We start from the raw sequence: 24,045 nt of genomic DNA on the forward strand, positions 1-24,045 counted from the left end.
AAGTGGATGGCCTTCAAAACATTCCGCTGTCTTGCAGGCGGGGTTTGTGACCCTGCCATTCCCCGGACATCACAAATACGGATAGGTGGCATCCGGTTGATAGTACGGAAGCAGAGCCTCATGGCGTTGTCCGACGATAAGTTTTGTACCGTCGGTGAAACCTTCAGGGCGGTCTTTGAGAAACGCAATTAGGCGATTCCGCCACGGCGTTAGAAGGCGTTCAGCCTCGCTCGACCTTGCCAGATCACGTGTTTCGTGTGGATCCTCCTGAAGATTAAAGAGATGTTCCTGTCCGGTCTGAGAATACCAGATGTACTTATGGTCTCCATCCGTTAGATAGTGGTTCCCATGTTTATATTCGTAACACCCGGAGTGTTCACCGTGTAGGCAGTCCCGTACACGATCTGTCTCACCGCGCATGACAGGCAGCAAACTTTTGCCGGTACAAGTATCAGGAATTTCGATCCCCGCTGCATCCAGAATAGTTGGCATGATGTCTTGTAGACCGACAGGACTTTGACAAACGGTCTCTTTCGGGTAGCCCCATCTCGCCGGTGCTCGCATGAGGAAAGGCACTCGGGCGGAGGCTTCGTAGGGCCAGGTTTTACGGTACAGGTTGTGATCACCTAACATCTCGCCGTGGTCGGAGGTAAAGATGACCAAGCAGTCCCTGAATCCACCAGCAGACTGAATCAGACGACCGATTTGATCGTCAATAAAATTGATCATCCCGTAATAAGCAGCACGGGCGCATTTCATGTCGTAATCGTCAAGACAAATTTCCCAAGCGTTTGGATCCAACCCTTTTTCTGCCCCTTCAAATTCCGGTGCCCAGTCGCCTACTATAGGTGTAGGCAGCTCCCGTTGGATATAGCGTTGGTAATAGTGAAGCGGCGGCGTCAGTGGTGGATGCGGATCTATGAAAGAGATATTGAGAAAAAACGGCGCAGCCGGGTCACGTTTTCGCAGAAAATCGAGGGCGCGGTCAACACACCAGAAAGTGTGCATCTGCTCTTCGGGTAGATGATGTGGGCGACCGACCCATCCGTTGGCGGAAACACCGTGAGCCATACCCGGATCAACGTCGTTGCGGCGGTGATACTGTTGCAACCAGTCAACATAGTCGTTATTGGTCCCGCGGGTGGCATCTGCCAGTTGGAGATGATCGAAACCATATCGCTTGCGCGGCGGGTTCAGATGCAGTTTGCCGATCATCTCGGTTTGGTAACCGGCAGCCGACAATTCACCTGCTAACGTATGCGGTGGGTTCCACTGCGCGCCTCTAAAACCTACACCACCGTTAGCCGCTGGCGCGGTGCCAGTCATCAAACTGCGTCGCGCTGGAATACAACTCGGACATTCGGCATACCCACGGCGAAAATGCGTGCCAGTACGACCGATCCAATCTAAGTTTGGGGTCTGCAAGCAATCAGGACCGTCTGAATCCAAACCCAGACAGTCGCCACGCTGTTGGTCGGTAGTAATTAACAGAATATTTGGATGGTTATTAGGCATCTCAAGTTCCTTGTTGGGAATGTCAACTGGTCTTTTAACACTTTAGTTAGACCAACGAAAAACTCTAAAAAGTTATCTTAGCTATCAAGGAATGAAAAATGTTGAAAACCACTAACTGAAGGGTCTCAGTGCAATCCATCTTATTTTCTGATAAGCATTTTGCCAGTAGCGATAAAGTCACCGGCGGTCAGCGTGTAGAAATATACGCCACTCGCTACAGACTCTCCTAACGCATTCCGACCATCCCAATATGCCGATCTCGATTTGCTATGATATATACCTGCAGGCAAATGTCCAAACGCCAACTCCCGAATAAGCTGCCCATCTGAAGAATGGATAGAAATGTTTACCTCTGCCGACTTCTCTAACTGATACGGTATCCACGTTTCTGGATTGAATGGGTTTGGATAGTTCGATAGCAGTGCCGTCTCTGGCGGTAGAATTTCTCCCCGATTGAGAACTCCTAAAAGCTGCTCTAAGACAGCAATCCCTTTTTGAGTCCGAGGATTTTGTGGATCAAGCTCCTTGGCAAGGGCGATCCATCGCTTGAGATTTTCCGGCGTCAGACCATATAACTCAGGTGGGTTTTTCCAGAGTGTAGGTGCATCTGCAGAAGTATCTATTTCCGCTGCAATCGTAACGAGATCTCTCACATCCACAACCCCATCTCCATTGACATCCGGATAAACGCCAGAACTGGCGAGCATCGAAAAGTCTGGCGTGTGAAAATGGGTACTAACTAAAATGAGATCTATAATATTCACAACACCGTCGCGGTTGACATCCGCTGTGTTGATAGGGGATACCGTTTGGTTGCTGTTATTATATTCTAACAAATTCGCTATTATTCCCGTAATGGGCGAAAAATCTGATATACCGTTATCACCCAGATCTAACACCCTTAGATTTACCAAACCGCTAAGGGCAGACACATCTGATATCTGATTGTCCCGAAGATCTAACACCGTCAAGTTTATCAAACCCGTAAGAGGGGTCACATCTGATACCTGATTGCCATTAAGATCTAATTCCGTCAAATGTATCAAACCTTTGAGTGCGGATATATCTGCTATCTCGTTGTCATCAAGATCTAACACTGTCAGCTTCATCAAACTACTGAGTACGGACACATCTGATATTTGGTTATTATGAAGGTCAAGAAGCGTTAGGTTTCTCAGGACACTGAGCGGTGTCACATCCGATACTTGATTGCCATCAAGATCCAATTCCGTCAACTTTGTCAAAGTTGAAAGCGGAGATATATCCGATATTTTATTATCGTCAAGATCCAGAAATGTCAATCCTGTCAAGTCTTTGAGGGGCGACACATCTGATATTTCATTGTCGTGAAGATCAAGCAATTTGAGATTTCTCAAGGTACTGAGCGGTGTCACATCCGATACTTGATTGTCATCAAGATCCAATTCCCCCAACGCTGTCAAAGTTCTAAGAGGTGTTACATCTGATATCTGATTACCATCAAGATCCAAAAATATTAGATTCGTTAAAACGCTGAGTGTAGATATATCGGAAAGCTCATTGTCGTCAAAATCCAGGTAAATCAAACTTATTAAATGGTTGAGCGGTGAAACATCCGATATTTTATTATCGTGACAATCTAAATACAATAGCCTTGTCATATCTGCAACAGAGGAAATTTCTGTTATCTGATTGCTGTCAATATCTAATTCTATCAGATATATCAGATTTTTGAGGGGCGACACATCCAATATCCTATTGTCGGAAATGTCTAATAATGTGAGATTTACCAAATCTTTTAGGGGCGATACATCCGATATTTTATTACTATCAAGATCCAGGTATGTTAGATTCGTCAAATCTTTTAGGGGCGATACATCAACTATTCTGTTGGCTTCAAGGTCCAATTGTTTCAGATTTATCATATCCTTTAGAGACGACACATCCGACAACCGATTGGTTTCAAGATGCAGGAATGTCAGTTTCGTCAAATTTTTGAGGGGCGACACATCTGATATCGCATTACGGGCAAGATGTAGTTCTTTCAGATTGATAGCATATTCAAGACCTGTTAGGTCTTGAATGGCAGGTCCAAACATACCAACAGGAGGGCGATAACATATAAGCCTGCTTATTGCGAGGAAGCGACATCTGCTGGCTTGAAGCGACTGCAAACTCGCCATATCCGCTTGAGTGATGTCAGTACCGGCATCTTTGCCTAACGCTGATTCAAGTGCAGCACGAAGTCCAGGATCTGGAACATGGACAATCTGGGCAGTTGCTATCCGATATGGTGCTCCAAAAAACAGGCACATTATCCAAATAAGAATGCCAACGCGAATGAATCCTAAATTCCGGTGTGAGAAATGTGCGTTCGCTAATTTCTGATATGATGTAAAAAACTGCAAAAGATTTATATCCGTTACCTGGGCTAACTAAAGCGGGATACCAGTAGCAAATCAACGGCACCTTGAGGTAGAAACCGTCCTCTGCCCGCTTGGTATTCGCGGTAATTAATTGAGGCGTTCGTAGAAGAAGTTACGACGTTTGGGGGTATATCCGAGTTCCGCTATAGTCCGCTCAATTTCCTCAATCGGCATGCAATAGACCGTCCCGGCTTTGCTGACGACATTCTCTTCTATCATCGTGCCACCCATATCATTTGCACCGAACTTCAATGATAGCTGCCCAATCTTCGGACCTTGGGTAACCCATGAGGATTGGAAGTTATCAAAATTGTCCAAGAATAATCGGGAGATCGCAAGTGTTTTGAGGTACTCAAAACTCCCCGCAGGCGGTATATGCTCCATACGGGTGTTCGCAGGTTGTAGAGACCAGCAGATAAAAGCCGTAAATCCGTCCGTCTCATCTTGCAAATCGCGTAGACGGACGAGGTGCTCAACGCGTTCGGCGTAACTCTCTACATGTCCATACATCATCGTTGCACTTGACTTGAGTCCAACGAGATGTCCCTGGCGCATGACTTCCAGCCATTCGTCAGCAGTGCATTTTTTCGGACTAATCTCATTGCGGGCATGGTCAGTGAGGATTTCCGCGCCGCCGCCTGGGATCGAATCCAGTCCAGCATCTCGCAAGCGGATGAGCATTTCTCGCAACGACATACGGTTTATCTTGGCGAACCAATCCAATTCCGGTGGCGAAAAACCGTGTATATGAATAGGATAATTCGCCTTAATCCAGCGGAGCAGGTCTTCATACCAGTCAAGTTTGAGTTTCGGGTGTAGTCCGCCCTGCATCAGAATCAACTCACCACCGAGGTCGAGTGTTTCCTGTATTTTTTTTCCTAATTCGTCGCGTTCCATGACATAAGCATCGGGATCCCGACGGTGGCGGTAAAAAGCGCAGAAATCGCAATCGACATAGCACCAATTGGTATAGTTGATGTTCCGGTCAACGATGTACGTAACGTAGCCTTCCGGGTGCTTCCGTTGCCGGATAACGTCCGCCGCGTGCCCCAAAGCAAGGAGATCATGGCTCTTGAAAAGCGTGAGACCGTCATCAAAGTCTAACCGTTCTCCCGCGAGTGATTTTTCGAGGATAGGCTGGATGTTTGTATACATGTAGGCGTTCCTTCAGTTTGAAAAGTTAATACTTCAATTTTAACATTTATGACTCAATTTGTCAACTTTTCTGTCGTTTTAACTTGACTTTCGGAAGAAATTTGGTATAATTATAATACACTTGGTGGAATCTGTATTTATAATGAGGAGGCTAAAAAATGAATGAGGTCGTTTACAATGAAGACTTGGTAAAAACAGTAAAAAATAAGTATCTTGCGGTGAATATTGCGGCGAAACGAGCGAGAGATATAAATGCGAACGGCTTGCCGATCGCTCCCGCAAACACGGCAGACAAAAAAAAGAAACCGGTTGCTATCGCGACAGAAGAATTAGTCGCTGGGAGACTCAACTTTGAAAAGGGCGAAGCAAAAGCTCCTGATTCAAAGACGCCTTCGATTTTTACAGATGCCGAAGTGCCAGCGGATGGGAGCGGTATATTCGATGAAGAGCTCCTGGAACAGGAAAGCGATGCGGTGGTAGAAGAACGCGAAGAGGGTCTATAGCACAGATTCACTATGGCACGTGTTCCTACCGAAACACCTCGTGCGAAAAATGGAAATCACTTGACAACCCTGAGTAAAGTGAGTATAATTATAAAGTGTTGCTGACGTGGCTCAATGGTAGAGCAAGTGATTTGTAATCACTAGGTTGGAGGTTCGATTCCTCTCGTCAGCTTTTCATCTTGGGGGTATGCTAGAGCGGTCAAATAGGGCAGACTGTAAATCTGTTGGCTATGCCTACGGTGGTTCGAATCCATCTGCCCCCATTAGTTCTTATATTGAGTAGTATCGTAGGGAATCAACCAAGGGAGCAAGGCTCAGAAAAAAATCCTCGTGGAGGGGACGCATTAATACACCACGTTATCACTTATGTTGTGCGGGAGTAGCTCAGCTGGTAGAGCATTGGCTTTCCAAGCCATGTGTCGCGGGTTCGATTCCCGTCTCCCGCTTGTTGATGTGTTTTAATTTTTGCCGACGTAGCTCAGTCGGTAGAGCGCGTCCTTGGTAAGGACGAGGTCACCGGTTCAATCCCGGTCGTCGGCTCCATTCACCGAAAGTAGGGTTTTATTATGCCAAGAGACATTGTAACATTAGCATGTGATGCATGCAATCAGCGGAATTATGTGACAACCCGGAACCGCCGAACGCAGCAAAATCGATATGAGCGAAAAAAATACTGCCGGTTCTGCCGAAAACATACACCCCATAAAGAAACGCGATAACTTTTTAATCCGTGCAACGGGTATCACACTACCTTAATTGTTAAGTGAGTCTGTGGCACACTACAAAAATCTTGCAGGCCAGTAGCTCCAACGGTAGAGCGTCGGTCTCCAAAACCGAGTGTTGGGGGTTCGAATCCCTCCTGGCCTGCCTTCTATAATTTTATTATGATAACTCGCTTCAAAAAGTATCTGCAGGGAATCCATCTCGAATGGCAAAAGGTGACCAAACCGGACGCGAAAGAGGTACAGGGAAGTACCATTACCGTCATTGTCGCCTCTGCCTTATTGGGGCTTTATATCGGGATAATTGATGGCAATTCCGCCTTTCCGAAATGGGCAAGTCCTTTGTCTTGGATTTTTCTCGCAGCACTTCCAGTCGTTGTATTTCTTATCGTGAAAAGTTGGGAAAACCAACCACAGAATGATAGAGATGCCGAGGCTGCCATTGACGGAAACCGAAAGATAATCGCAGCGGCGGTAGCCTGTATCCCTTTAGTCGCTGTACTTGTAAGCCAATATGCCTTGAATACCTCGCTTGAGGGTTTCGGTATGGCTTTCCTCAGAACGCTTTTCATTCGTAGTTAATGCTTTTGTGTTTCGATAGCACATATAACGTATATTGGTGAGTCAGAATATGGATGGATACTGGTACGTCGTTCAGATATACACCGGGCATGAAAAAAAGGTTAAACTCACCCTTGACAACATGATTGCAAGGGAAGAGTTGCAGGACGAGATCTTGCAGATTAATGTCCCGGAGACCGAAGTGGTAGAGGTTAAGGACAGCCAACGGAAAGTTAGCGTCCGGCCCTCCTATCCGGGGTATGTACTTGTTAATACCACCCATGCACTCGGTCCGCATGTCGAGAGCGAGATTGGACAAAAGAGTTGGGCACTCATCCAAGAAACACCAGGTGTCATGAATTTCTTGGGCCCGCCCTCACATCCATCGCCTTTGAGTCCCGCTGACGTTGAGGCAATGCTCCAGATGTCGACTGAGGAAGAGGAAGTTGTACCAGTCCCAGCAATGGAATACGAGATAGGTGATAAAGTTAAGGTGATCAACGGACCGTTTAGTGGATTCCCTGGCGAAATTGAAGAAATCGACATGGAACACCAACGGTTACGCCTCAGTATTTCGCTTTTTGGTCGTTCAACCTCTGTTGACCTGGGCTTACTTGAAGTAGAAGAACTGAACTAAATTAAACGGCGTTGTCTAAATATGAAATCACGGTTATGAGTGCGTGCCTGATCCGATACGCCGCTTTATAGGAAAACGTACTTTAGAATTCTCACAATCCACAATAGGGAAAAACAATGGCAAAAAAAGTAGCTGGTGAAGTTAAACTCCAATTGGTATCCGGACAGGCAACTCCACAACCGCCTGTTGGTCCAAGTCTCGCTCCTTATATGATTAATCTACAGGAGTTTATCAAATCTTTTAACGCCCAGACACAGCATCAAACCGGTATGGTGGTGACAACTATCATTACCTGTTATAGCGACAGGTCGTTTACGTTTGCCGTAAAATCGCCACCCGCTGCAGTTTTGCTCAAATCTGCAGCGAAGATCGCGAAAGGCTCAGGTGAACCCAACCGAAACAAGGTTGCTTCTGTCACAATGGATCAAATCCGCGAAATTGCACAGACGAAATTACCTGATTTGAATACAACAGACTTGGATGCCGCAGTGCGGATGGTAGAAGGTACTGCTCGCAGTATGGGGCTTACGATTGGATAGCGAGATCCGGTACCCCGTTACACATAAACTCGCTTTGGAATAAGGTTACGGAGATACCCTCCACTAACTATCGGAGAATAACATGGCGAAAAGAGGAAAGCGATATACCGAGATCAGAGAGCATGTGGATAGACTCGAACTCTACACAGTAGATGAAGCCGTCTCGCTTTTGAAAAAAACGAGCGGCGCGAAGTTTGATGAGACAGTTGATCTTGCATCACGTCTCGGCGTGAACGCACAACATGCCGAGCAGAATATCCGCGGCACCGTCACACTGCCACACGGTACAGGGAAATCAGTCCGTGTCGTCGTCTTCGCCGAAGGTGATCCGGCACGACAGGCTGAGGAAGCTGGGGCGGATTTCGTCGGCACAGATGATCTCGTTGATAAAATCGTTGATGGATGGCTCGATTTTGACGCAACAATCGCGACACCGGACCTGATGCGTAGTATTATGCCTAAACTTGGACGCGTCCTCGGACCGAGAGGTTTGATGCCTAACGCTAAGGCGGGCACCGTCACAATGGATGTCACTGATGCAATACAGAATATCAAAGCAGGCCAGATTGAATATCGGGTAGAACGCTCATCTGGTGTTGTCCACGTCCCGATCGGCAAAACCTCGTTTGAGGAACATAGTATCAAAGAGAACCTCAATGCGGTAATGAGCGCACTCGTCGCTGCTCGGCCCTCCTCTGTAAAAGGTAGATACATTCGGAGCGTGGCGATCTCAGCAACGATGGGAGTCGGTATCCGGATAGATCCACAACAGTTTGTATAAAACGCAGGCGATACGATATGGAAATAGTCTTTACAGCTGAATAGAGTCGTAGAACGTAGGTGCCATCGGCTTAATTGCCTACTGAGGCTTGAATGGAATGGAGCAAAGGGCGTGCTTCTCAAAGCGCATATCTGATCTTATTGCCCACTGTTGCTTTCTCCGTTTATGTGAGCCTCCAGGCACCTGGAGGCTTTTTGCATGCAATCGTATACCCAATTAGCCCGTTTGTATGGAAACCGAAGCGACGTGATGCGGTTTTTATGCAACTCACGCAGAAAGGAACTGACACATGCCGAATCAGGCGAATGTTCAGCAAACAGAACAAATTCGTGAGATTTTTGACAGTGCCGACGTTGTTCTGCTAACAGACTTTCAAGGACTTACGGTCACAGAGATGAATGAGCTCCGGAATCAACTCCGGGCATCAGATATCCGGTATAAGGTCTGTAAGAACACTTTAGTAAATGTTGTCGCTGAAGAGAGAGGTATTGAAGGGTTGACCCCTTATCTCAAAGGGAATACAGCCCTCGCTACCGGCACAGATCCGGCGACATCTTCAAAAATCTTGCTCGCATTTGGCGAGGAACACGAAAATTTAAAAATCAAAGGCGGGATTCTCGGGACGCAGGTGATTGACGCAGCGGGTGTTGAAGCACTTAAGGATATGCCGTCACGAGAAGTCCTTGTCGCTAAAACCGTTGGACTTATCAGCGCCCCTCTCACTGGACTCGTACGAACCCTACATCAAGGGTCCCCCGCTAACGGGATAGTGAATGTACTTAGTGGAACAATACGTCAGGTGACCTCCGTACTGACCCAGGTTACCGAGCAGAAGAAAGAGGCAGAAAACGCCTAACGTCTAAATATCATAGGAGAATTGAGGCACTGGGTCTCGCTTTTCCTACTCCACTTGATCGGAAAACTCTAATCAAGTCAATTGCGTACTACTTATAGAAAGGATACAAACATGGCCGCAGATATGGAAAAAATGATTGAGGAAATTAGCAACATGACCGTTCTGGAACTTTCCGAATTGGTCAAGGCATTGGAAGATAAATTTGGTGTCAGTGCATCAGCTATGCCGGCAGTCGCTATGCCGGGCATGATGCCCGCTGCAGATGGTGCAGCCGCAGCTGGAGAAGCAGAAGCCGCAGCTGAAGAGAAAACCGAATTTGATGTGCAACTCAAGGAATTCGGTGCCAATAAGATTCCAGTTATCAAAGAGGTTCGTTCACTCACCGGGCTCGGCTTGAAAGAAGCAAAAGAGAAAGTCGAATCCGCGCCAGTCGTCATTCAAGAAGGTGTCTCGAAAGAAGATGCTGACAAGGCGAAAGAGCAGCTTGAAGAACTCGGCGCAGTCGTCGAAATTATCTAAATCGTTGCACATTGTCGCACATAATAGATAATGCGCGACCAAACAGCGCCCATAGGTAGACCCATTGTGGTTCTTAAGCATAGCGAGGCACGAATCGGTCGCGCTACGGCGAACTATAATAGGTCTCCATTTTTTGTGGAAAATAATCCCACAATGGTAGGGGCAAGTCACGCCTATCGAAAATTACTACAACCTATCTCATAATATCGTAGGAGGGGTTTGTAACCCCGATTTACCACTCAGATGAGTTTGGACAAATCGTATTTATGAGACACACGCTAAGTGGCACCGATGTTTAGTATTCTCGACATTTTTTATCTCGTATTCAGCCAACTTGCAGTCGGCGGGTTTGTTCTTCTCTTTTTAGTCCCGAAAGGGTTAGTTGGGGCAAACTTCTATCGTTTGATGGGGAGCATCTACCTGCTTGTAAGCGTTTTATCTCGCTGTGCGGACTTAGCTCGTCATCGGCAGTCCGTCACGTTTCTCAATTTTTTTGGATTTTGGCAGAACCCCGAGTCCATTTTAGTTATCTCTTTCGTTCTTATTCTCCTCCTTTATACACTGAGTTGGTGGTTCAAAAGCCCGCTATTCACGCGGCTCCTTTTCTTTAGCGGGGTAATTTGTGGTGTTGCATGGATCGTTTTGAGTGCGCAGCGTTACTTCCAAATTGTTCAGCTCCCCGGCGAAATGTTTCTACTCCCGCTTCAATTCTTGACTGCGTCTGTACTACTTGGTACTGTCAATAGTGGCATGTGGTTTGGACACTGGTATCTCGTGGTCCCTGATCTACCAGTCGTCTATCTGAAACGGTTTAATACCGTCTTACTCTATACCTTGTTAGGGATGGGGCTACTTCTTTCCTTGAACATCTTTTTCAGACGGCAATCCACGGATGTTGTCTCTTTCAACCTCTTCTACCAAATCATCTTCGGCATGCGGCTGCTCATAGGCATTGCTGGCACGTTACTCCTCTATTTCATTACATGGGACTGCTTACGTCCTAAATCTGTCGCCCGAGATGTGCTTGGCGCGACACGTGCTGCAACCGGTTTTCTTTTCATTGCCATCATTACAGTCTTCCTCGGTGAGTTTTGCAGCCGATTTTTGCTTTTGGAGATGCAGTTCATCTTCTGAAAAATAAACTTACTGCGCGGTTTATAGTGAAACTTGAAAGTGTGACATCTGCAGGAACATTCGTTCTACGAGGTCTTACGCTGACCGTTTTCTAATCCATTTGTGGATCCATTAATTGGGGGGAATATGCGAATTTTAATACCGTTGTTCATCTTCTGTTTTTTGTCTTTCACGTGGGCGGACATTCAATTTGAAGATGTGTCACAACAGGCAGGAATTACGCGGATTGGTGAAAGTTGGGGGAATGCTTGGGGCGATTTTGATGGCGACGGATATCTTGATTTATGGGCAACCAATCATCGACACAAGCCAAGTCTATATCGGAATAACGGAGATGGCACCTTCACAGACATTATTGATACGGTTTGGGATGCGAATCCATTGGCGGATACGCATGGTGCAGCGTGGGCTGATTTTGATAATGACGGGGATCAAGACCTCATTGTTCTATCAGGCAGCAGCGGTGGCTTAAATAATAAAGCGCGCATCAATCAAGGAAACCATTTTTATATAAACAAAAGTGGACGACTCATAGAGAAGGCTACCCAGTTCGGCATCGATTATCCACTTTTGCGAGGCAGGACCCCTTTATGGTTCGATTGGAATCACGATGGATTGCTTGATGTACTATTGACTGGTGTTGCTCGACAGATGTGTTGCCCGACGGATGTAACGGGGACGTTTATCGGATCCACGGTCTTCGGTCAGGTGGCGGGAAAATTTGAAAATATGAATGCAATATCTGGATTCTTTCTTGAGAAAAGCGTAGAATTTGCGCAACTGGCGAGCCTTACGAAAACAGGAAATTTGCACCTCATTTTGGGTTCTCATTCCCATGTTTATCCCGCTGCCGTATACGAAATATCTGGTACCTCTTTTCAGGATGTAACCGGCGCGTTTGCTATCCGAGGTGGGTATATTGTACAAGATGCTGCCGTTACGGATATGAATGGAGATCTGTTACCCGATATTTTTCTTGCACGTAGCATTTATCCATCCTATATAGGTCGACCCGATGCACATAGATTAGAACTGAATATTCAAAGCACTTTAGGGGTACTTTCTCAACCTATTCCTATTTTCCTTGAAAAAGGAGTCTCTTTTAAAGCCGAAGGAGATGTCTATTTTGAGATTTATTCAGAGTGGGGGCCACAGCGCCACCTTCTCAAAATTGGGGCAGTTGGGCATGAGATAACAGAATTTGCTGGCGGTGAATTTATAGCGGTCATGCCAAATCTCAGAGCTGCGACCTTCAAAGTTAGACTGTCGCCTGACGATCCGAGGGTCGCTGGGCTTAAGGCGCGCCCTGAAAATGAGAGATTTGGGATTTACGTTGGATATGATGCCAACACAAAGAAATGGACACTCATCTATCATAAACTACCTGCTACGACTTTAATTCAAGCTGCTGAGCCTATATCGGATGTCGAAGCCATTAATTTTTTCCCATTCATAGATATACGTTCCGATCTTCTAATTAACAAAGGCATTGGCTTTGAACCGTTACCGCCGTTAAACGAGACAAAACACTTTCCAGACTGCCACTCTGTGGCTGCAGGCGATTTTGATAATGATATGGATATTGACCTTTATGTCGTCCGTTCGAGTACTGCTGAGAATCTACCGAATTACCTTTACGAAAATCAAGGGGACGGCAGTTTTATTCACCTACCAGACACAGGTGGGGCATCAGGAAGCGAACGAGGGAGAGGTCAAAGCGTTACCATGGCTGACTATGATCGGGATGGACACCTTGACCTCTTTGTTACCAACGGTAGAGGCATGTATCCGTTTAGCGAAGGTCCCGACCAACTCTTCCGCAACCTCGGCAGCGATAATAATTGGCTCCAAATTGATTTAGAGGGAACCATTTCCAATCGCGATGGAATTGGCGCGCGGCTCTTTGCAACAACACCCGATGGGAAAACCCAATTGCGAGAAAATGGTGGTGGGATCCATTGGGCCCAGCAAGACCAGAAACGTATCCATTTTGGACTTGCACAGAATGAGAGAGTTAGCGAATTAGGTATCCACTGGCCGAGCGGCATTGTTCAAAAATTGAAGGATGTGGAAGTGAACCAAGTGTTACGTATTGTTGAAGAGGATCTTCAGGGAGTCCTCCGCGGTGACATTAATCAAGACGGAGTCGTAAATATCCTTGATTTTGTTCTTGTAGCGAAACATTTCGGTGAAAGTCCTCCTACAAACGCAGCGGTTGATGTCAACAATGATGGGATAGTAAATATCCTGGATCTCGTCGCAATTTCAAATTTATTTCCTGAAAAAGACTGAAGCGTCTCTTAAATTAACTTTTCCTTATTTGCGGTAGAGTGTCGTGATAGGAATCTCACTTAAAATCTGTTGTAAATTAAAATCGGACGTGCTAAAATAACTACAACCATTAAAGACCTTTAGGAGGCACATAATATGAAATCCCAAATCTTTTATGAACCCGAATCAATGAGCCTTGAAGACCGATCTGTACCGGAACCTGGTGATAATGATCTGTTAGTTCAAGTACGCTCGGTAGGTATCTGCGGTTCGGATGTCGCATATTATTTTGGTAACAGTTCGCTTGAAACAGACGACGGGAAAGGCCCCCTTATCCTTGGTCACGAATTTACTGGCGAAGTCGTCGAAGTCGGCAGTGAAGCAGGCGCAACCGGCGGATTTAAAGTCGGTGACCGCGTTGTCGTCAATCCTGTCCAATCAAACCCAGACTCCTTTTGGAGCAAGAAAGGTTTATCTAACCTGTGTCCTGAAAAACGCGTTTTAGGTGTCGGTGTTGATGGCGGATTCGCCGAGTACGCAGTCTCTGATTATCGCTGGACTGTCAAATTACCCGATAATGTTACTTATGATCAAGGCGCGTTAACAGAACCGCTTGCATGCGGACTCTACGCTGTCAACAACCTCAATGCTGAAGAAGGACAGACTGCCGTTGTCTTTGGACCGGGACCTATCGGTTTGATGATGGTGCAAGTATTGAAGAGCCGCGGCTTGAAAAACGTCCTGCTTGTCGGAACTCGTGATTATCGTTTGGATTGCGGTAAGGAACTCGGAGCAGACGTCGTCGTCAATGTCAGCGATACGAACTCTCCACACTACGTTGAAGATCTGGGTGCTACAATTCAGGAACTCAATAACGGTGAATTGGCGGACCGTGCAATTACGGCTACCAGTTCACTTGACGCAATTCACACTGCATTGGACGTTACCGGTCGGCACGCAACCGTCGTTATTTTCGGACTCCCCGGCGACACAGATGTGATGCAGGTGCCTATTCTTGATACGATCCTCATGGATAAAACAATCAGGTTCTCTTGGCTGGCACCCGATACATGGGAAGAGGCGGTTCAACTCATTTCGAGTGGTGATGTCAACATGGATAAAATCATCAGCCACGAGTTCCCGCTTGAATCGCTTGTTGAAGGGATAACAAAGGTCCGCAACCGCGAAGATGCCTGCACTAAGGGATTGATAAAGGTCTCTGATTAACCGGTATGTAACATGGGTATCCCGTTTTTCATCGTTTTTGTCCTTTCGATCGCTTTTCTGTCACTTGGGATAACGGGGTGGGGTGACTTTATTTCCGTAGAGTGGCCTGAACAGGATTCACCCGATGCCAACAGCGAGACCGTAACTGTCACCCCCTACCTCAGTTTTCAAGCCAATTATTGGGCAATCGGGCGATGCGCCATAGGATTTCTGCTGTTTTTGCTCAGCCTTTATACTATGGGCTTTCTTCTCTATCTTGAGGAGCGAGAGAGCGGTAGAATTATGAAAAACGTTAAAAGTTTCGCCAAACTACGACAACTCTTGGAACGACATCAGAGGAAGGACATTTCACAGTGAGATCTCTCATAAGACTCTTCGTTAATGTGCCAATACCATCCCGGGTGCTGATAGGCATCGGGGTCGTATTCATCGCACTCTGTTGCGTTACAGCGACCACTGCCAAGATTGATCCGAAGACGGTTGCTGGCATCTGGCTTTTCGATGAAGGTAATGGAAAAACCGCAAAGGACTTATCGGGGAACGATAATGATGGTGAACTCATGGAGGGTGCGAAATGGGAAGATGGACAATTCGGACAGGCAGTCGTATTTGATGGAAAAGATGACTACGTCGAAATCGCGCCTTCTCCGCTATTTAATCCAGAAAAATTCACCGTTACTTTTTGGATGTATCCGACAGCAGTCGGCGGCAATAATCCCGCGGGGAAAGGTTCCGCTACGCTCGTCATCGCAAACGGGAATCCAGGGGACGGAGGCGGTGCGAATTGGTGGTTTGAATTTTGGAACGCCGGTAACTTTGAATTCAAAAGCTGCCAAGCTGGCTGTGCAGCCACAACGACACCTCTTAATAAACCAGATGCGTGGTACTTCATTGCCGGTATCTATAACGGAACTGAATATGAACTCTATATTGATGGCGAATTTAAGTCAAAGGGTCCGAATAAAGTCGGCGCACCCGAAAAGGGGTTACTCATCGGAAGTGGGCTGTGTCCAGCAGGACACGGATGTGATGGCGGTTATTTCAAAGGGATTATTGACGATGTGGCGATGTTTAGCGATACGCTAAGCGAAGCAGATCTGAAGATGATTATGGAAGACGGTGTTGGCAAAACTCTGGGAGTCGCACCTGTAGAGCCTACAGGCAAATTAGCAACGACATGGGGCAATTTGAAGGCGCATTGAAGAGGTAATCTCTGTCAGTATGGAACAGCAATTAAAAAACGACTTACTTCTTCGCGCAGCGCGATGTTTGCCGGTGGAACGTGTACCTGTATGGATGATGCGGCAGGCAGGCAGATCAGACCCGCTTTATCGGCAGATTCGGCAAGAGCTGAACCTGCCCTTGGAACGGCTCTTCCGAACCTGTCCGGCACCAATGTCTCACACCGATGTCGAGTCGGCAGTTAAAATTTCACTTCTACCAAAACGCATTGGCGTTGATGCCGTCATCGTCTACAAAGACATTCTCACCCCGCTTGCACCGATGGGCGCGCATTTTCGGTTTGACCCAGGCCCCATTTTAAGCCCGCCGATTCGGACGCAAACACAAGTAGACGCACTCCGACCCGTTGATGAACCCTCATCGCAATTAGAATTCACAGGAAATGTCATTCGCAAACTCCGCGAAACCCTGAATGAAGAACTACCGCTCATCGGGTTTGCGGGTGCCCCTTTGACGCTTGCATTTTTCCTCATTGCAGGGGAAAGTCCTATCAAACGCGGTACCGGCGTATCGGAAAAGGCGGTCCCTGTTTTCCAAATGATTGAGGAAACTCCTGAACTCTTGCATCGTTTGCTGAGCAAATTGGCGGAGATGACCGTTAATTATTTAAACTACCAAATTAGCGAGGGCGTTCAGGTCGTCCAACTTTTCGAGTCCATCGCGGATGTCTTGACGAGAGACATCTATAAAGAGTTTGCATTTCCCTATCACCAGAAGATTTTCGCTGAACTCAGTCCAGAGGCACCCGGAATACTCTTCGCAAAAGAGTGTAACTATCTCGATTTAATGCACCAAAGTGGTGCTGATGTATTGAGTGTAGGAAAATGTGTCGACCTTAGCAAAGCCAAAGCTGAGACTGACGGCACCGTCGCTTTTCAGGGAAATGTAGATAACGATATACTCCGCGACGGGACACCCGATGACATTACGACGGCAGTCAAATCCTGCTTAAAACAGGGCGGGAAAACAGGGCATATATTGAATTTGAGTCATGGACTCCATAGAGATACGCCTTTTGAAAACGTTAAACATTTTGTAAATATCGCAAAAACGCTGTAGGGATATAAATGAGAAACATTACAGAAAACCCTTTCGCACCACGTCAATACGGACAGCTCGTTAAAGTAACAGAACGGGTCTATCTCTTTCGCAATATTGTCAACTCTTCTATTATCATTGGAGATAACGGCGTGGCGGTAATTGATACACAAGTAAACCAAATGATGGCGCGACGGCTGTACAACGCCATCCGTACTGTCACAGACAAACCGATTTTGTATGCGATTAACACACACTATCATTGGGATCATACGAACGGAAACACTATTTTCCATCAGGCAGGCGCAACTGTCGTCGCACGCGAGATGACAAAAGAATTCATGGTGAATAGATCACCACGGCAAGAAGCATTCCTCCGATCTCGGGGTTTCACGCTCGGTGATCCCCCCTTCCTTCCGCAGCAGACATTCGCACACGAAACCGAGCTTGATTTAGGGAATCAACCCCTACATCTCGTTCATTTAGGAAAGGCAGAAACAGACGATGCCACTGCTGTCAGAATTCCCGCAGAAAATTGTATCGTCTCTGGGGACACCGTGATGACAGGGAGTTTTCCGATCTTTGGGCAACCTGTCATGAATGAAGGGCTCATGGCGAACCACGATTGGATTAATACAATTAATGAGCTGCGGACATACGCACCCAAATGTGTGCTACCGGGACACGGGCCTTTAGCACAAGACGCTGAAATAGATCTGTTACTCCAGATAGAGTCCTATTTCCTAACGGAAGTCCGAAAACGCCTCGAACAAGGTATGTCTTTAGCCGAACTGATCGCTGATATGGAAACTAACTTCCCTGAATGGATTCGGTCGATCGCTGAAGTTTGGGGAACACCTCGTTATGCGATTTTAAGGGTGTACCGTGGATTGATTGACGATCCGGAACCCGGATGGCAACACCTGAAACCTTCGGCTATTCCAGCTGCGGGTACTCAAAAACTTCACGAAAAAACACACGAACTTGAAGAATTTGAAGCGTACCGAGAAACCGCCGAAGAGGTCGCGGAAGGCAATGATTTCGGTTTAGCAATCGCTATCTTGAAAACCGCAACCGAAAAATTTTCTAATCTTCCAGACGCATGGACAGCATACGCAAATTTAGTCACGCAAGCGTCCCGCACCGTGTCAAGCGTCCTTGAGAAGGGCGACTTTTTCGTTGAGGCAAAAAAGGCACTCAATACCGCACTTGAATTGGACCCCGATTACGCACCGGCACACCTTTTGCGCGGCTACAACCACATCCTTTCTGCTTACCGCAACGGCGATGAAACAAAAACAGGGTTGGCATCTATTTATCAGGCGCTTGTCAACGGACTGCAGGGTACACAACTTGCACAAGCATACTTTTCCATCGGACTCGCACATCGCACAAATGGCGATGAGACGTTGGCACGTGAAGCTTTCGCGAAAGCGATCGCTGCCGATGCTCGGTTCATGCCAGCACAATTAGCCAATATGGCGTAGGAGGCATATTAATAATGAGATACGACAGTGTCTTACTCGTTGCATTTGGGGGACCCACACCCGGATGCTGTCAGAAATACGATTTCGACGCATGTCCCGGTGAAGCTTATTGCTTTGTTGAAGGAATTGCTGGGACAACTGAATCCCAGAGAGAACGTGTAAAAGACATCTCAACGCATTACATAAAATTAGGCGGATTTTCGCCATTCAACGAATTGACTTTTAAACAAGCCGACGCTTTAGAAAACGCATTAAAAGCACGCAATCTTCCGCTTCCTGTTTATGCAGGATTCAGGCATTGGACACCTTATTTAAAAGAAGTCATCGCTGAAATGGCAGAAAAAGGACACCGTAAAATACTCGGCATTATCATGGCACCCCACCAATCTCAATTCAGTTGGGAGTGGTATCAACAGACAGTGAAAAAAGGAATTGACGCGGTTGATGGTGAAAAACCGACGATTGACTATCTTGACCCGTGGTATACACGTAAAGGCTACATCGGTGCCATCGCTGAGATTATCAAAACGGCATGTGGTGATAAGTTAGAACATGCCGCACTTGTTTTCACAGCACACGCGATTCCTCAAGCAGCAGCGGATAATTCACCGTACACACAACAGCTTGGAAGTACCGGCGAAGCGGTCGCCCAGGAACTCGAAAAAGCTCAATTCGGCTTGGCATACCAAAGCGAAGTAGAAAATAGTCCCATCCCGTGGACACAGCCTGATATCAACGATTGGCTTAAAACCCGAAAGGAAGAAGGCGTTGACACCGTCGTCGCCTCACCGATCGGCTTTCTTTGTGATCACGTTGAGGTGCTCTATGATCTTGACATAGAGGCAGCCGAGACAGCGGAAGCGTGTGGAATTGATTTTATTCGGGCGGGAACGGTCGGTGACCATCCCAAATTCATCAACATGTTAGCAGACTTTGTGTGTGAAAAATCTGAGAAGTAGATAGAGACTGTCTTCCTGATTTCGCGTGCCTATATGCTACCAGCGATGGCTAAAGATACAACACTATCAACGAAATTATTTAGGATGAACGGGTCTTATGCCGGAAAACTCTGATAGGAAACGCGCTATTGTTATTGGAGGGGGCATCACAGGGTTAGCCGCGTGCTATCGCTTACAACGCGAGGCTGCACAGCGTAATATCCCGCTTGATGTCGCGCTCCTTGAGGCGACCGGACGCGTTGGTGGTGTTATCCAGACCGAACACCGAGACGGATTCCTCATTGAGCACGGTCCCGATGCTTTTATCTCCACAAAACCGGCGGCAAAGGCTCTCTGCGAAGAACTCGGTATCGCGGATCAATTCATCGGCACGAACCCAAAGGTCCGACGAAGTTTCGTAACTCGGAAAGGCATATTACACCCGGTCCCAGAGGGCTTTTACATGATGGCACCGGGGTCTCTGAAACCGTTTCTAAAGACCCCTCTCTTCAGTTGGCACGGTAAGTTACGGATGGCGTTAGACCTGTTTATTCCGCGCCGAGAAAGAGACATAGATGAAGCCGTTGCGCATTTCGTCAGGCGGCGTCTCGGCAACGAAGCCTTTACACGAATGGCCCAACCTATGATCGGGGGTATCTATACCTCGGATGCCGAAAATTTGAGCCTAAAGGCAACCTTTCCAAGATTCTTGGAGATGGAAAAGGCACACGGGAGCATTATCAAAGCACTCCGCGCACAAAGAAAGCAGGCGGCTGAAACCAGCCAAGACACCAGCGGCCCCCGTTATAGTCTCTTTCTGTCATTCAAATCAGGAATGCAGCAATTAATTGATACGCTCACTGACATCTTATCCGATAATATTAGATTAAATACCTATGTGGAAAGTATCCAGGAAGATAACGATGGTGCAGGATGGCGTGTTGCGCTCTCCACTGGAGAAACCTTGAATTCGGAATTTCTCTGCATCGCACTTCCAGCCGTGCAAACAAGCGCGCTTGTCCGGAACGTATCAAATCCACTCGCCACCAAACTCAATGAGATTCCGTACGCCTCTTCTGCAACGGTTAATTTAGCGTTCCGCCGTACAGATGTTACACACCCGTTAGACGGCATGGGATTCGTTGTCCCCGCTACGGAAAACCTATCGCTTATCGGGTGCTCGTTTAGTAGTGTCAAATTTGAGAACCGCGCGCCAGAAGAACACATCTTGTTACGTGCCTTCGTTGGTGAACCCACTTCTAAAAACACCGACGCCGACCTTATTCAATTGTGTCAAACAGATTTAACACCGCTCCTCGGAATTGAACACCCACCCCTATTCGCCACTGTTAACAAACATACACAAGCAATGGCGCAATATCAGGTAGGGCACCAAGATGTTGTCGATGATATAGAACGGCTCACGAGCGAGTTGCCAGGACTCGCTCTCGCAGGAAATGGTTACCACGGTATAGGCATCCCCGACTGTATCCGAAGCGGGGAGACCGCAGCGATTTCACTCTTAGATGCTCTTTGTGAGGCATCGCGATGAATTGTAAAGCAATATGCTGGGGTATCATCGGCATAAGTTTCGGACTGTTCGGATGCGTATTCATTATATTCACTGTTAACCTTACGCTGCGTGCTGATGACAATACACATCGCGTGATAGAGGCATATCAAGGATTTCAGGACGGTAAGTGTAAAAGCTGCCACCCTGCTATCTGGAGGGAATGGGAGAGTTCGATGCACGCCAAGGCATGGGTTGACGAAATCTATCAGGCTGCCGCAAAACAGGTCGCCGATAGGCAAACAAAATGCGATCAGTGCCATGCCCCGCAACCGATTCTCATGACAGGTATTGGGAAAATGCCGAAGTTGAGGGACACACAACGGGAGGCGGGTGTCTCGTGTCTTGTCTGTCACCTCGATGCACACGGTGCAATGAATGGACCGGCAGCAAGTGCGGAAACCTATTTCCATACTAACGTTACCAATCCTATCTATACCGAACCGACAGTACTCTGTGGTACCTGTCACGGTCAACAAAGCGTTCCTGAGCATGACCAGGTTTCCAGCTTCCTAAATAGCAAATTCGCCGAGGGTGATACGAGTTGCGCGACATGTCACATGCCGGTTGTGACGCGCTTGCAAAGCACAACGAGCCATGAAGCCATCAAAGGCAGAAAACATACATGGCGCGGCAGTCGCAGCGTCGCACAACTCAAACGTGCAGCAACCCTTCAACTTGGATACGCAGACGGAAAAGCGGATGTGAAACTTCGGAGTCAGACGGGACATATCTTACCGGGAGGGACATTGCGCACTATCGTGCTTGAGGTGACAAGGCTCGCTCCAGATGGCATGGAACGTCAAAAGCAGCGCATCTCAATTTCTGCCGAGAATGAGAACCGACTGCTTCCAAACGAAAATAGGGCTTACGCTTTTGATATGGCATCCGCCACAACCGGCGACACAATTAAAGCGCGCTTAATATATCAGTTGACACCCGATACTCCCGAACCCAAGCGAATATTGATGGCAGAGAAAACGCACATCATTCCTTGATGGGTGAAAATGGCCTTACTGCTTCGTCCACCTTGAAATTGCGAGAGGACTTGGTTGGTAGTAGGGCAATTCATTGCCCGTTATCGACGTGCGATGAATCGCACTACTACGAACCTGATCTCAAGTTCAAAGTTGACAAGGCATTACATATTTATATTTGGTTGTGAATCGAAACCGAGCAACCGTTTTAGTGTCGGTGTGGCGCGCGCGATAACTTCATCAGATACCAATCTGAGGTGTGCTTGTTGTGGTTTCAAGATAGAACGGCAGAAAAAACCGAGTAACCCGACGCGCGGTTCATTCGTTATATTTTTTGAAGAACCGTGCCATATTGCACCGTTAACAATTAGGACGGATCCCCGCGGCCCACAGATTTGCAACTCGTCGGTATATTCAACACCCGATTCAGGCAGTGCCTCAAGCCTTTCGTGGCTCCCCGGCACACAACTGGTGGCTCCATTTTCAAGCGTCCAGTCATCTAAAAACCAGACGCTGTTAGCAACGAGTGGAAAACTCGGACGTGGTGTCGGCAGGGCAGACAGTGGATAATCGATATGGAGACCGGCATCCGGCGCGCCGGGGTAAAGCACGTTCACTGTAAAGGAACTCAACGTGCAATCGGCACCGAGTAGATGCTCCATCGCGGCAAGCATCTTCGGCTGTTGGATTGCCTCTTCAAAAATCTCGCCTTTGCCAACGAGGTTCCAGACGCGTTGTGCGCTGCCATTCGCGAGGTATGTGTGGCTTTTACCGGTTTCTTGCTCTGCCGCAGCGAGTGTCAGAGCACGCTCCCGAAGGTGTGCAGTCGTATCCAGCGGTATCAGGTTTTCCAGAAGTAGGAAACCGTACTGATCAAGTTGTGCTTTTTCAGATGCAGTTAACATGGGCGTTTTTCCTTAAATGCTATTTTTTCTTGACAGTTTAAGAGTTTTCTGGTAATATGTCAAATAGATTGTTGATTTCTGATTAAAATCGTCAGAATTCTCCGTTTAAAATTCAGGTTTTGGTTTGACATGTTTTGTTAATTGTGGTATCATATATAAGCGGACTGCAATTTAATCGATGATATACCGATGCGGCGGGAACAATTTTTACCGATTGCATAAAACATCACGTAACTGCAGGACGATTCTGGTTACAGGTTTCGCGCCTGTAATGCTAATCTCTCTGGCACGTAACGATTAAATGCTTGCTTAATTTTGCTACTTTTTGCTAAAATAATAGAAAAATTCCCGCAGGGTCGAACATGGAAGTTAGATGCCCCTTTCCTTATGTTTTTGACTTGTGCCTTAGGTTATACCAACCCTATCCTACGGCTACATCGGTATCGGGAAATTTTAATGCTCGTTGGTAAGATGTTAATTGGATGGGCAAACATCATACCCCGGTCGTCTTTGTCGTATTCTCGCTTGCCCATCTAAGAAACTCAGTACTTAGTCTTGCGAGCGCGCAGACTTAACGAGGAGGATGAGTTAATGAAAAAACGAACATCACTCGTTTGTTTTTTGATTTTTACATTGTGTGTTTTTTACACCGCAATTCCGAACGCGGTTTTCGGGCAAGAAGAGGAAGCCTCTCTCGCCGAGCAGGTACAGGCAGAATACAGCGACTTGCTTCAACGTGAGGATATTCAGGCGGTCTTGCCACAGGTTCTGGAGGGGTTGAAATCAGATCAGATTCAAGACATTTTAAGTGCCAACCCCGCGATTATTGATACTGTCGTTGCGACTCCGAGTATCTTATTAACAGTCGCTCCAGACATAGATCCGCAATTTATAACACTGCTGGAAGAAGATGAGGACCTCCAAGCACTCCTCAGTGATCCATTAGTGCAATCCGTGCTTGCGGATGTAGACGCGATTGACGAACTCGCGATGTTGCTGGTGGCTGGTCCAACGGAACCTGAGCCAACGGAACCGGAACCAACGGAACCTGAGCCAACGGAAC

The 24,045-nt window shown here is 47.1% G+C and carries 23 protein-coding genes and 5 tRNA genes; 24 read left to right on the forward strand and 4 right to left on the reverse strand.

The genetic code is table 11. The annotated features are described in order from the left end of the window. Nucleotides 1-69: 69 nt before the first annotated feature. The 3 genes from OXH00_19875 to mqnC form a co-directional block, all read right to left on the reverse strand. Nucleotides 70-1,515, reverse strand: a complete 1,446-nt coding sequence (locus OXH00_19875; protein ID MCY3743283.1) for an arylsulfatase — start codon at nucleotides 1,513-1,515, stop codon at nucleotides 70-72. A gap of 140 nt (nucleotides 1,516-1,655) precedes the next feature. Beyond that, on the reverse strand, nucleotides 1,656-3,902 hold the full coding sequence (locus OXH00_19880) for a leucine-rich repeat domain-containing protein (GenBank protein MCY3743284.1): 2,247 nt from the start codon (nucleotides 3,900-3,902) through the stop codon (nucleotides 1,656-1,658). A gap of 105 nt (nucleotides 3,903-4,007) precedes the next feature. After that, on the reverse strand, nucleotides 4,008-5,075 hold the full coding sequence (gene mqnC / locus OXH00_19885; protein ID MCY3743285.1) for a dehypoxanthine futalosine cyclase: 1,068 nt from the start codon (nucleotides 5,073-5,075) through the stop codon (nucleotides 4,008-4,010). Nucleotides 5,076-5,233: 158 nt separating this feature from the next. On the opposite strand from mqnC, the gene rpoZ reads away from it, so the two are divergent. The 23 genes from rpoZ to OXH00_20000 all read left to right on the forward strand — a co-directional run bounded on the left by rpoZ (nucleotide 5,234) and on the right by OXH00_20000 (nucleotide 22,098). Continuing rightward, nucleotides 5,234-5,578 (forward strand): DNA-directed RNA polymerase subunit omega, encoded by a 345-nt coding sequence (rpoZ, locus tag OXH00_19890; protein ID MCY3743286.1) that lies wholly within the window; start codon nucleotides 5,234-5,236, stop codon nucleotides 5,576-5,578. A 100-nt stretch (nucleotides 5,579-5,678) separates the two neighbouring features. After that, nucleotides 5,679-5,750: transfer RNA gene (locus OXH00_19895), tRNA-Thr, on the forward strand. 9 nt (nucleotides 5,751-5,759) lie between these two features. Further along, nucleotides 5,760-5,841, forward strand: a tRNA-Tyr gene (locus tag OXH00_19900). 110 nt (nucleotides 5,842-5,951) lie between these two features. Further along, nucleotides 5,952-6,024 (forward strand) — tRNA-Gly (locus OXH00_19905). Nucleotides 6,025-6,045: 21 nt separating this feature from the next. Next, nucleotides 6,046-6,121: transfer RNA gene (locus tag OXH00_19910), tRNA-Thr, on the forward strand. A 23-nt stretch (nucleotides 6,122-6,144) separates the two neighbouring features. Beyond that, a complete protein-coding gene (rpmG, locus tag OXH00_19915) occupies nucleotides 6,145-6,297 on the forward strand; it encodes a 50S ribosomal protein L33 (protein MCY3743287.1) in 153 nt (50 codons plus the stop codon). A gap of 75 nt (nucleotides 6,298-6,372) precedes the next feature. Continuing rightward, nucleotides 6,373-6,445 (forward strand) — tRNA-Trp (locus tag OXH00_19920). A 17-nt stretch (nucleotides 6,446-6,462) separates the two neighbouring features. Further along, nucleotides 6,463-6,882, forward strand: a complete 420-nt coding sequence (secE, locus tag OXH00_19925) for a preprotein translocase subunit SecE (protein MCY3743288.1) — start codon at nucleotides 6,463-6,465, stop codon at nucleotides 6,880-6,882. 49 nt (nucleotides 6,883-6,931) lie between these two features. Next, nucleotides 6,932-7,498: a transcription termination/antitermination protein NusG gene (gene nusG / locus OXH00_19930; protein ID MCY3743289.1), complete on the forward strand. Its 567-nt coding sequence runs from the start codon at nucleotides 6,932-6,934 to the stop codon at nucleotides 7,496-7,498. Between the two features lie 116 nt (nucleotides 7,499-7,614). Beyond that, the gene (rplK, locus tag OXH00_19935; protein MCY3743290.1) at nucleotides 7,615-8,037 is read left to right on the forward strand and encodes a 50S ribosomal protein L11; all 423 of its coding nucleotides are present in this window, start codon (nucleotides 7,615-7,617) and stop codon (nucleotides 8,035-8,037) included. Nucleotides 8,038-8,119: 82 nt separating this feature from the next. Continuing rightward, complete coding sequence (rplA, locus tag OXH00_19940) at nucleotides 8,120-8,818, forward strand: 50S ribosomal protein L1 (protein ID MCY3743291.1); 699 nt, start codon at nucleotides 8,120-8,122, stop codon at nucleotides 8,816-8,818. 289 nt (nucleotides 8,819-9,107) lie between these two features. After that, nucleotides 9,108-9,674: a 50S ribosomal protein L10 gene (rplJ, locus tag OXH00_19945; GenBank protein MCY3743292.1), complete on the forward strand. Its 567-nt coding sequence runs from the start codon at nucleotides 9,108-9,110 to the stop codon at nucleotides 9,672-9,674. A 111-nt stretch (nucleotides 9,675-9,785) separates the two neighbouring features. Then, a complete protein-coding gene (rplL, locus tag OXH00_19950; GenBank protein MCY3743293.1) occupies nucleotides 9,786-10,193 on the forward strand; it encodes a 50S ribosomal protein L7/L12 in 408 nt (135 codons plus the stop codon). Nucleotides 10,194-10,484: 291 nt separating this feature from the next. After that, complete coding sequence (locus tag OXH00_19955; protein ID MCY3743294.1) at nucleotides 10,485-11,327, forward strand: hypothetical protein; 843 nt, start codon at nucleotides 10,485-10,487, stop codon at nucleotides 11,325-11,327. Nucleotides 11,328-11,453: 126 nt separating this feature from the next. Continuing rightward, nucleotides 11,454-13,619: an FG-GAP-like repeat-containing protein gene (locus tag OXH00_19960; protein MCY3743295.1), complete on the forward strand. Its 2,166-nt coding sequence runs from the start codon at nucleotides 11,454-11,456 to the stop codon at nucleotides 13,617-13,619. Between the two features lie 135 nt (nucleotides 13,620-13,754). Continuing rightward, a complete protein-coding gene (locus OXH00_19965; GenBank protein MCY3743296.1) occupies nucleotides 13,755-14,825 on the forward strand; it encodes an alcohol dehydrogenase catalytic domain-containing protein in 1,071 nt (356 codons plus the stop codon). Between the two features lie 12 nt (nucleotides 14,826-14,837). After that, nucleotides 14,838-15,182, forward strand: coding sequence for a hypothetical protein (locus tag OXH00_19970; GenBank protein MCY3743297.1), 345 nt, complete (start codon nucleotides 14,838-14,840; stop codon nucleotides 15,180-15,182). Then, a complete protein-coding gene (locus OXH00_19975; protein MCY3743298.1) occupies nucleotides 15,179-16,027 on the forward strand; it encodes a LamG domain-containing protein in 849 nt (282 codons plus the stop codon). The genes OXH00_19970 and OXH00_19975 overlap by 4 nt, the downstream gene beginning before the upstream one ends. A gap of 19 nt (nucleotides 16,028-16,046) precedes the next feature. Beyond that, on the forward strand, nucleotides 16,047-17,126 hold the full coding sequence (locus tag OXH00_19980) for a uroporphyrinogen decarboxylase (protein ID MCY3743299.1): 1,080 nt from the start codon (nucleotides 16,047-16,049) through the stop codon (nucleotides 17,124-17,126). An 8-nt stretch (nucleotides 17,127-17,134) separates the two neighbouring features. Next, nucleotides 17,135-18,592 carry an MBL fold metallo-hydrolase gene (locus OXH00_19985; GenBank protein ID MCY3743300.1) on the forward strand — a complete coding sequence of 486 codons (1,458 nt, stop codon included), beginning with the start codon at nucleotides 17,135-17,137 and terminating at the stop codon, nucleotides 18,590-18,592. A gap of 14 nt (nucleotides 18,593-18,606) precedes the next feature. After that, nucleotides 18,607-19,551, forward strand: a complete 945-nt coding sequence (hemH, locus tag OXH00_19990; protein MCY3743301.1) for a ferrochelatase — start codon at nucleotides 18,607-18,609, stop codon at nucleotides 19,549-19,551. A 97-nt stretch (nucleotides 19,552-19,648) separates the two neighbouring features. Beyond that, entirely contained in the window at nucleotides 19,649-21,082 is a 1,434-nt protein-coding gene (gene hemG, locus OXH00_19995; protein MCY3743302.1) for a protoporphyrinogen oxidase, read from the forward strand. After that, nucleotides 21,079-22,098, forward strand: coding sequence for a multiheme c-type cytochrome (locus tag OXH00_20000; protein MCY3743303.1), 1,020 nt, complete (start codon nucleotides 21,079-21,081; stop codon nucleotides 22,096-22,098). The genes hemG and OXH00_20000 overlap by 4 nt, the downstream gene beginning before the upstream one ends. A 143-nt stretch (nucleotides 22,099-22,241) precedes the next feature. Here the strand turns inward: OXH00_20000 and OXH00_20005 are convergent, their stop codons facing one another. Further along, complete coding sequence (locus OXH00_20005) at nucleotides 22,242-22,982, reverse strand: phytanoyl-CoA dioxygenase family protein (protein MCY3743304.1); 741 nt, start codon at nucleotides 22,980-22,982, stop codon at nucleotides 22,242-22,244. Nucleotides 22,983-23,573: 591 nt separating this feature from the next. Here OXH00_20005 and OXH00_20010 point away from each other — a divergent pair. Continuing rightward, the coding region (locus OXH00_20010; GenBank protein ID MCY3743305.1) for a hypothetical protein at nucleotides 23,574-24,045 on the forward strand (472 nt) is incomplete at its 3' end.

It is taken from the genome of Candidatus Poribacteria bacterium (assembly GCA_026706025.1).
Lineage (GTDB): Bacteria > Poribacteria > WGA-4E > WGA-4E > WGA-3G > WGA-3G.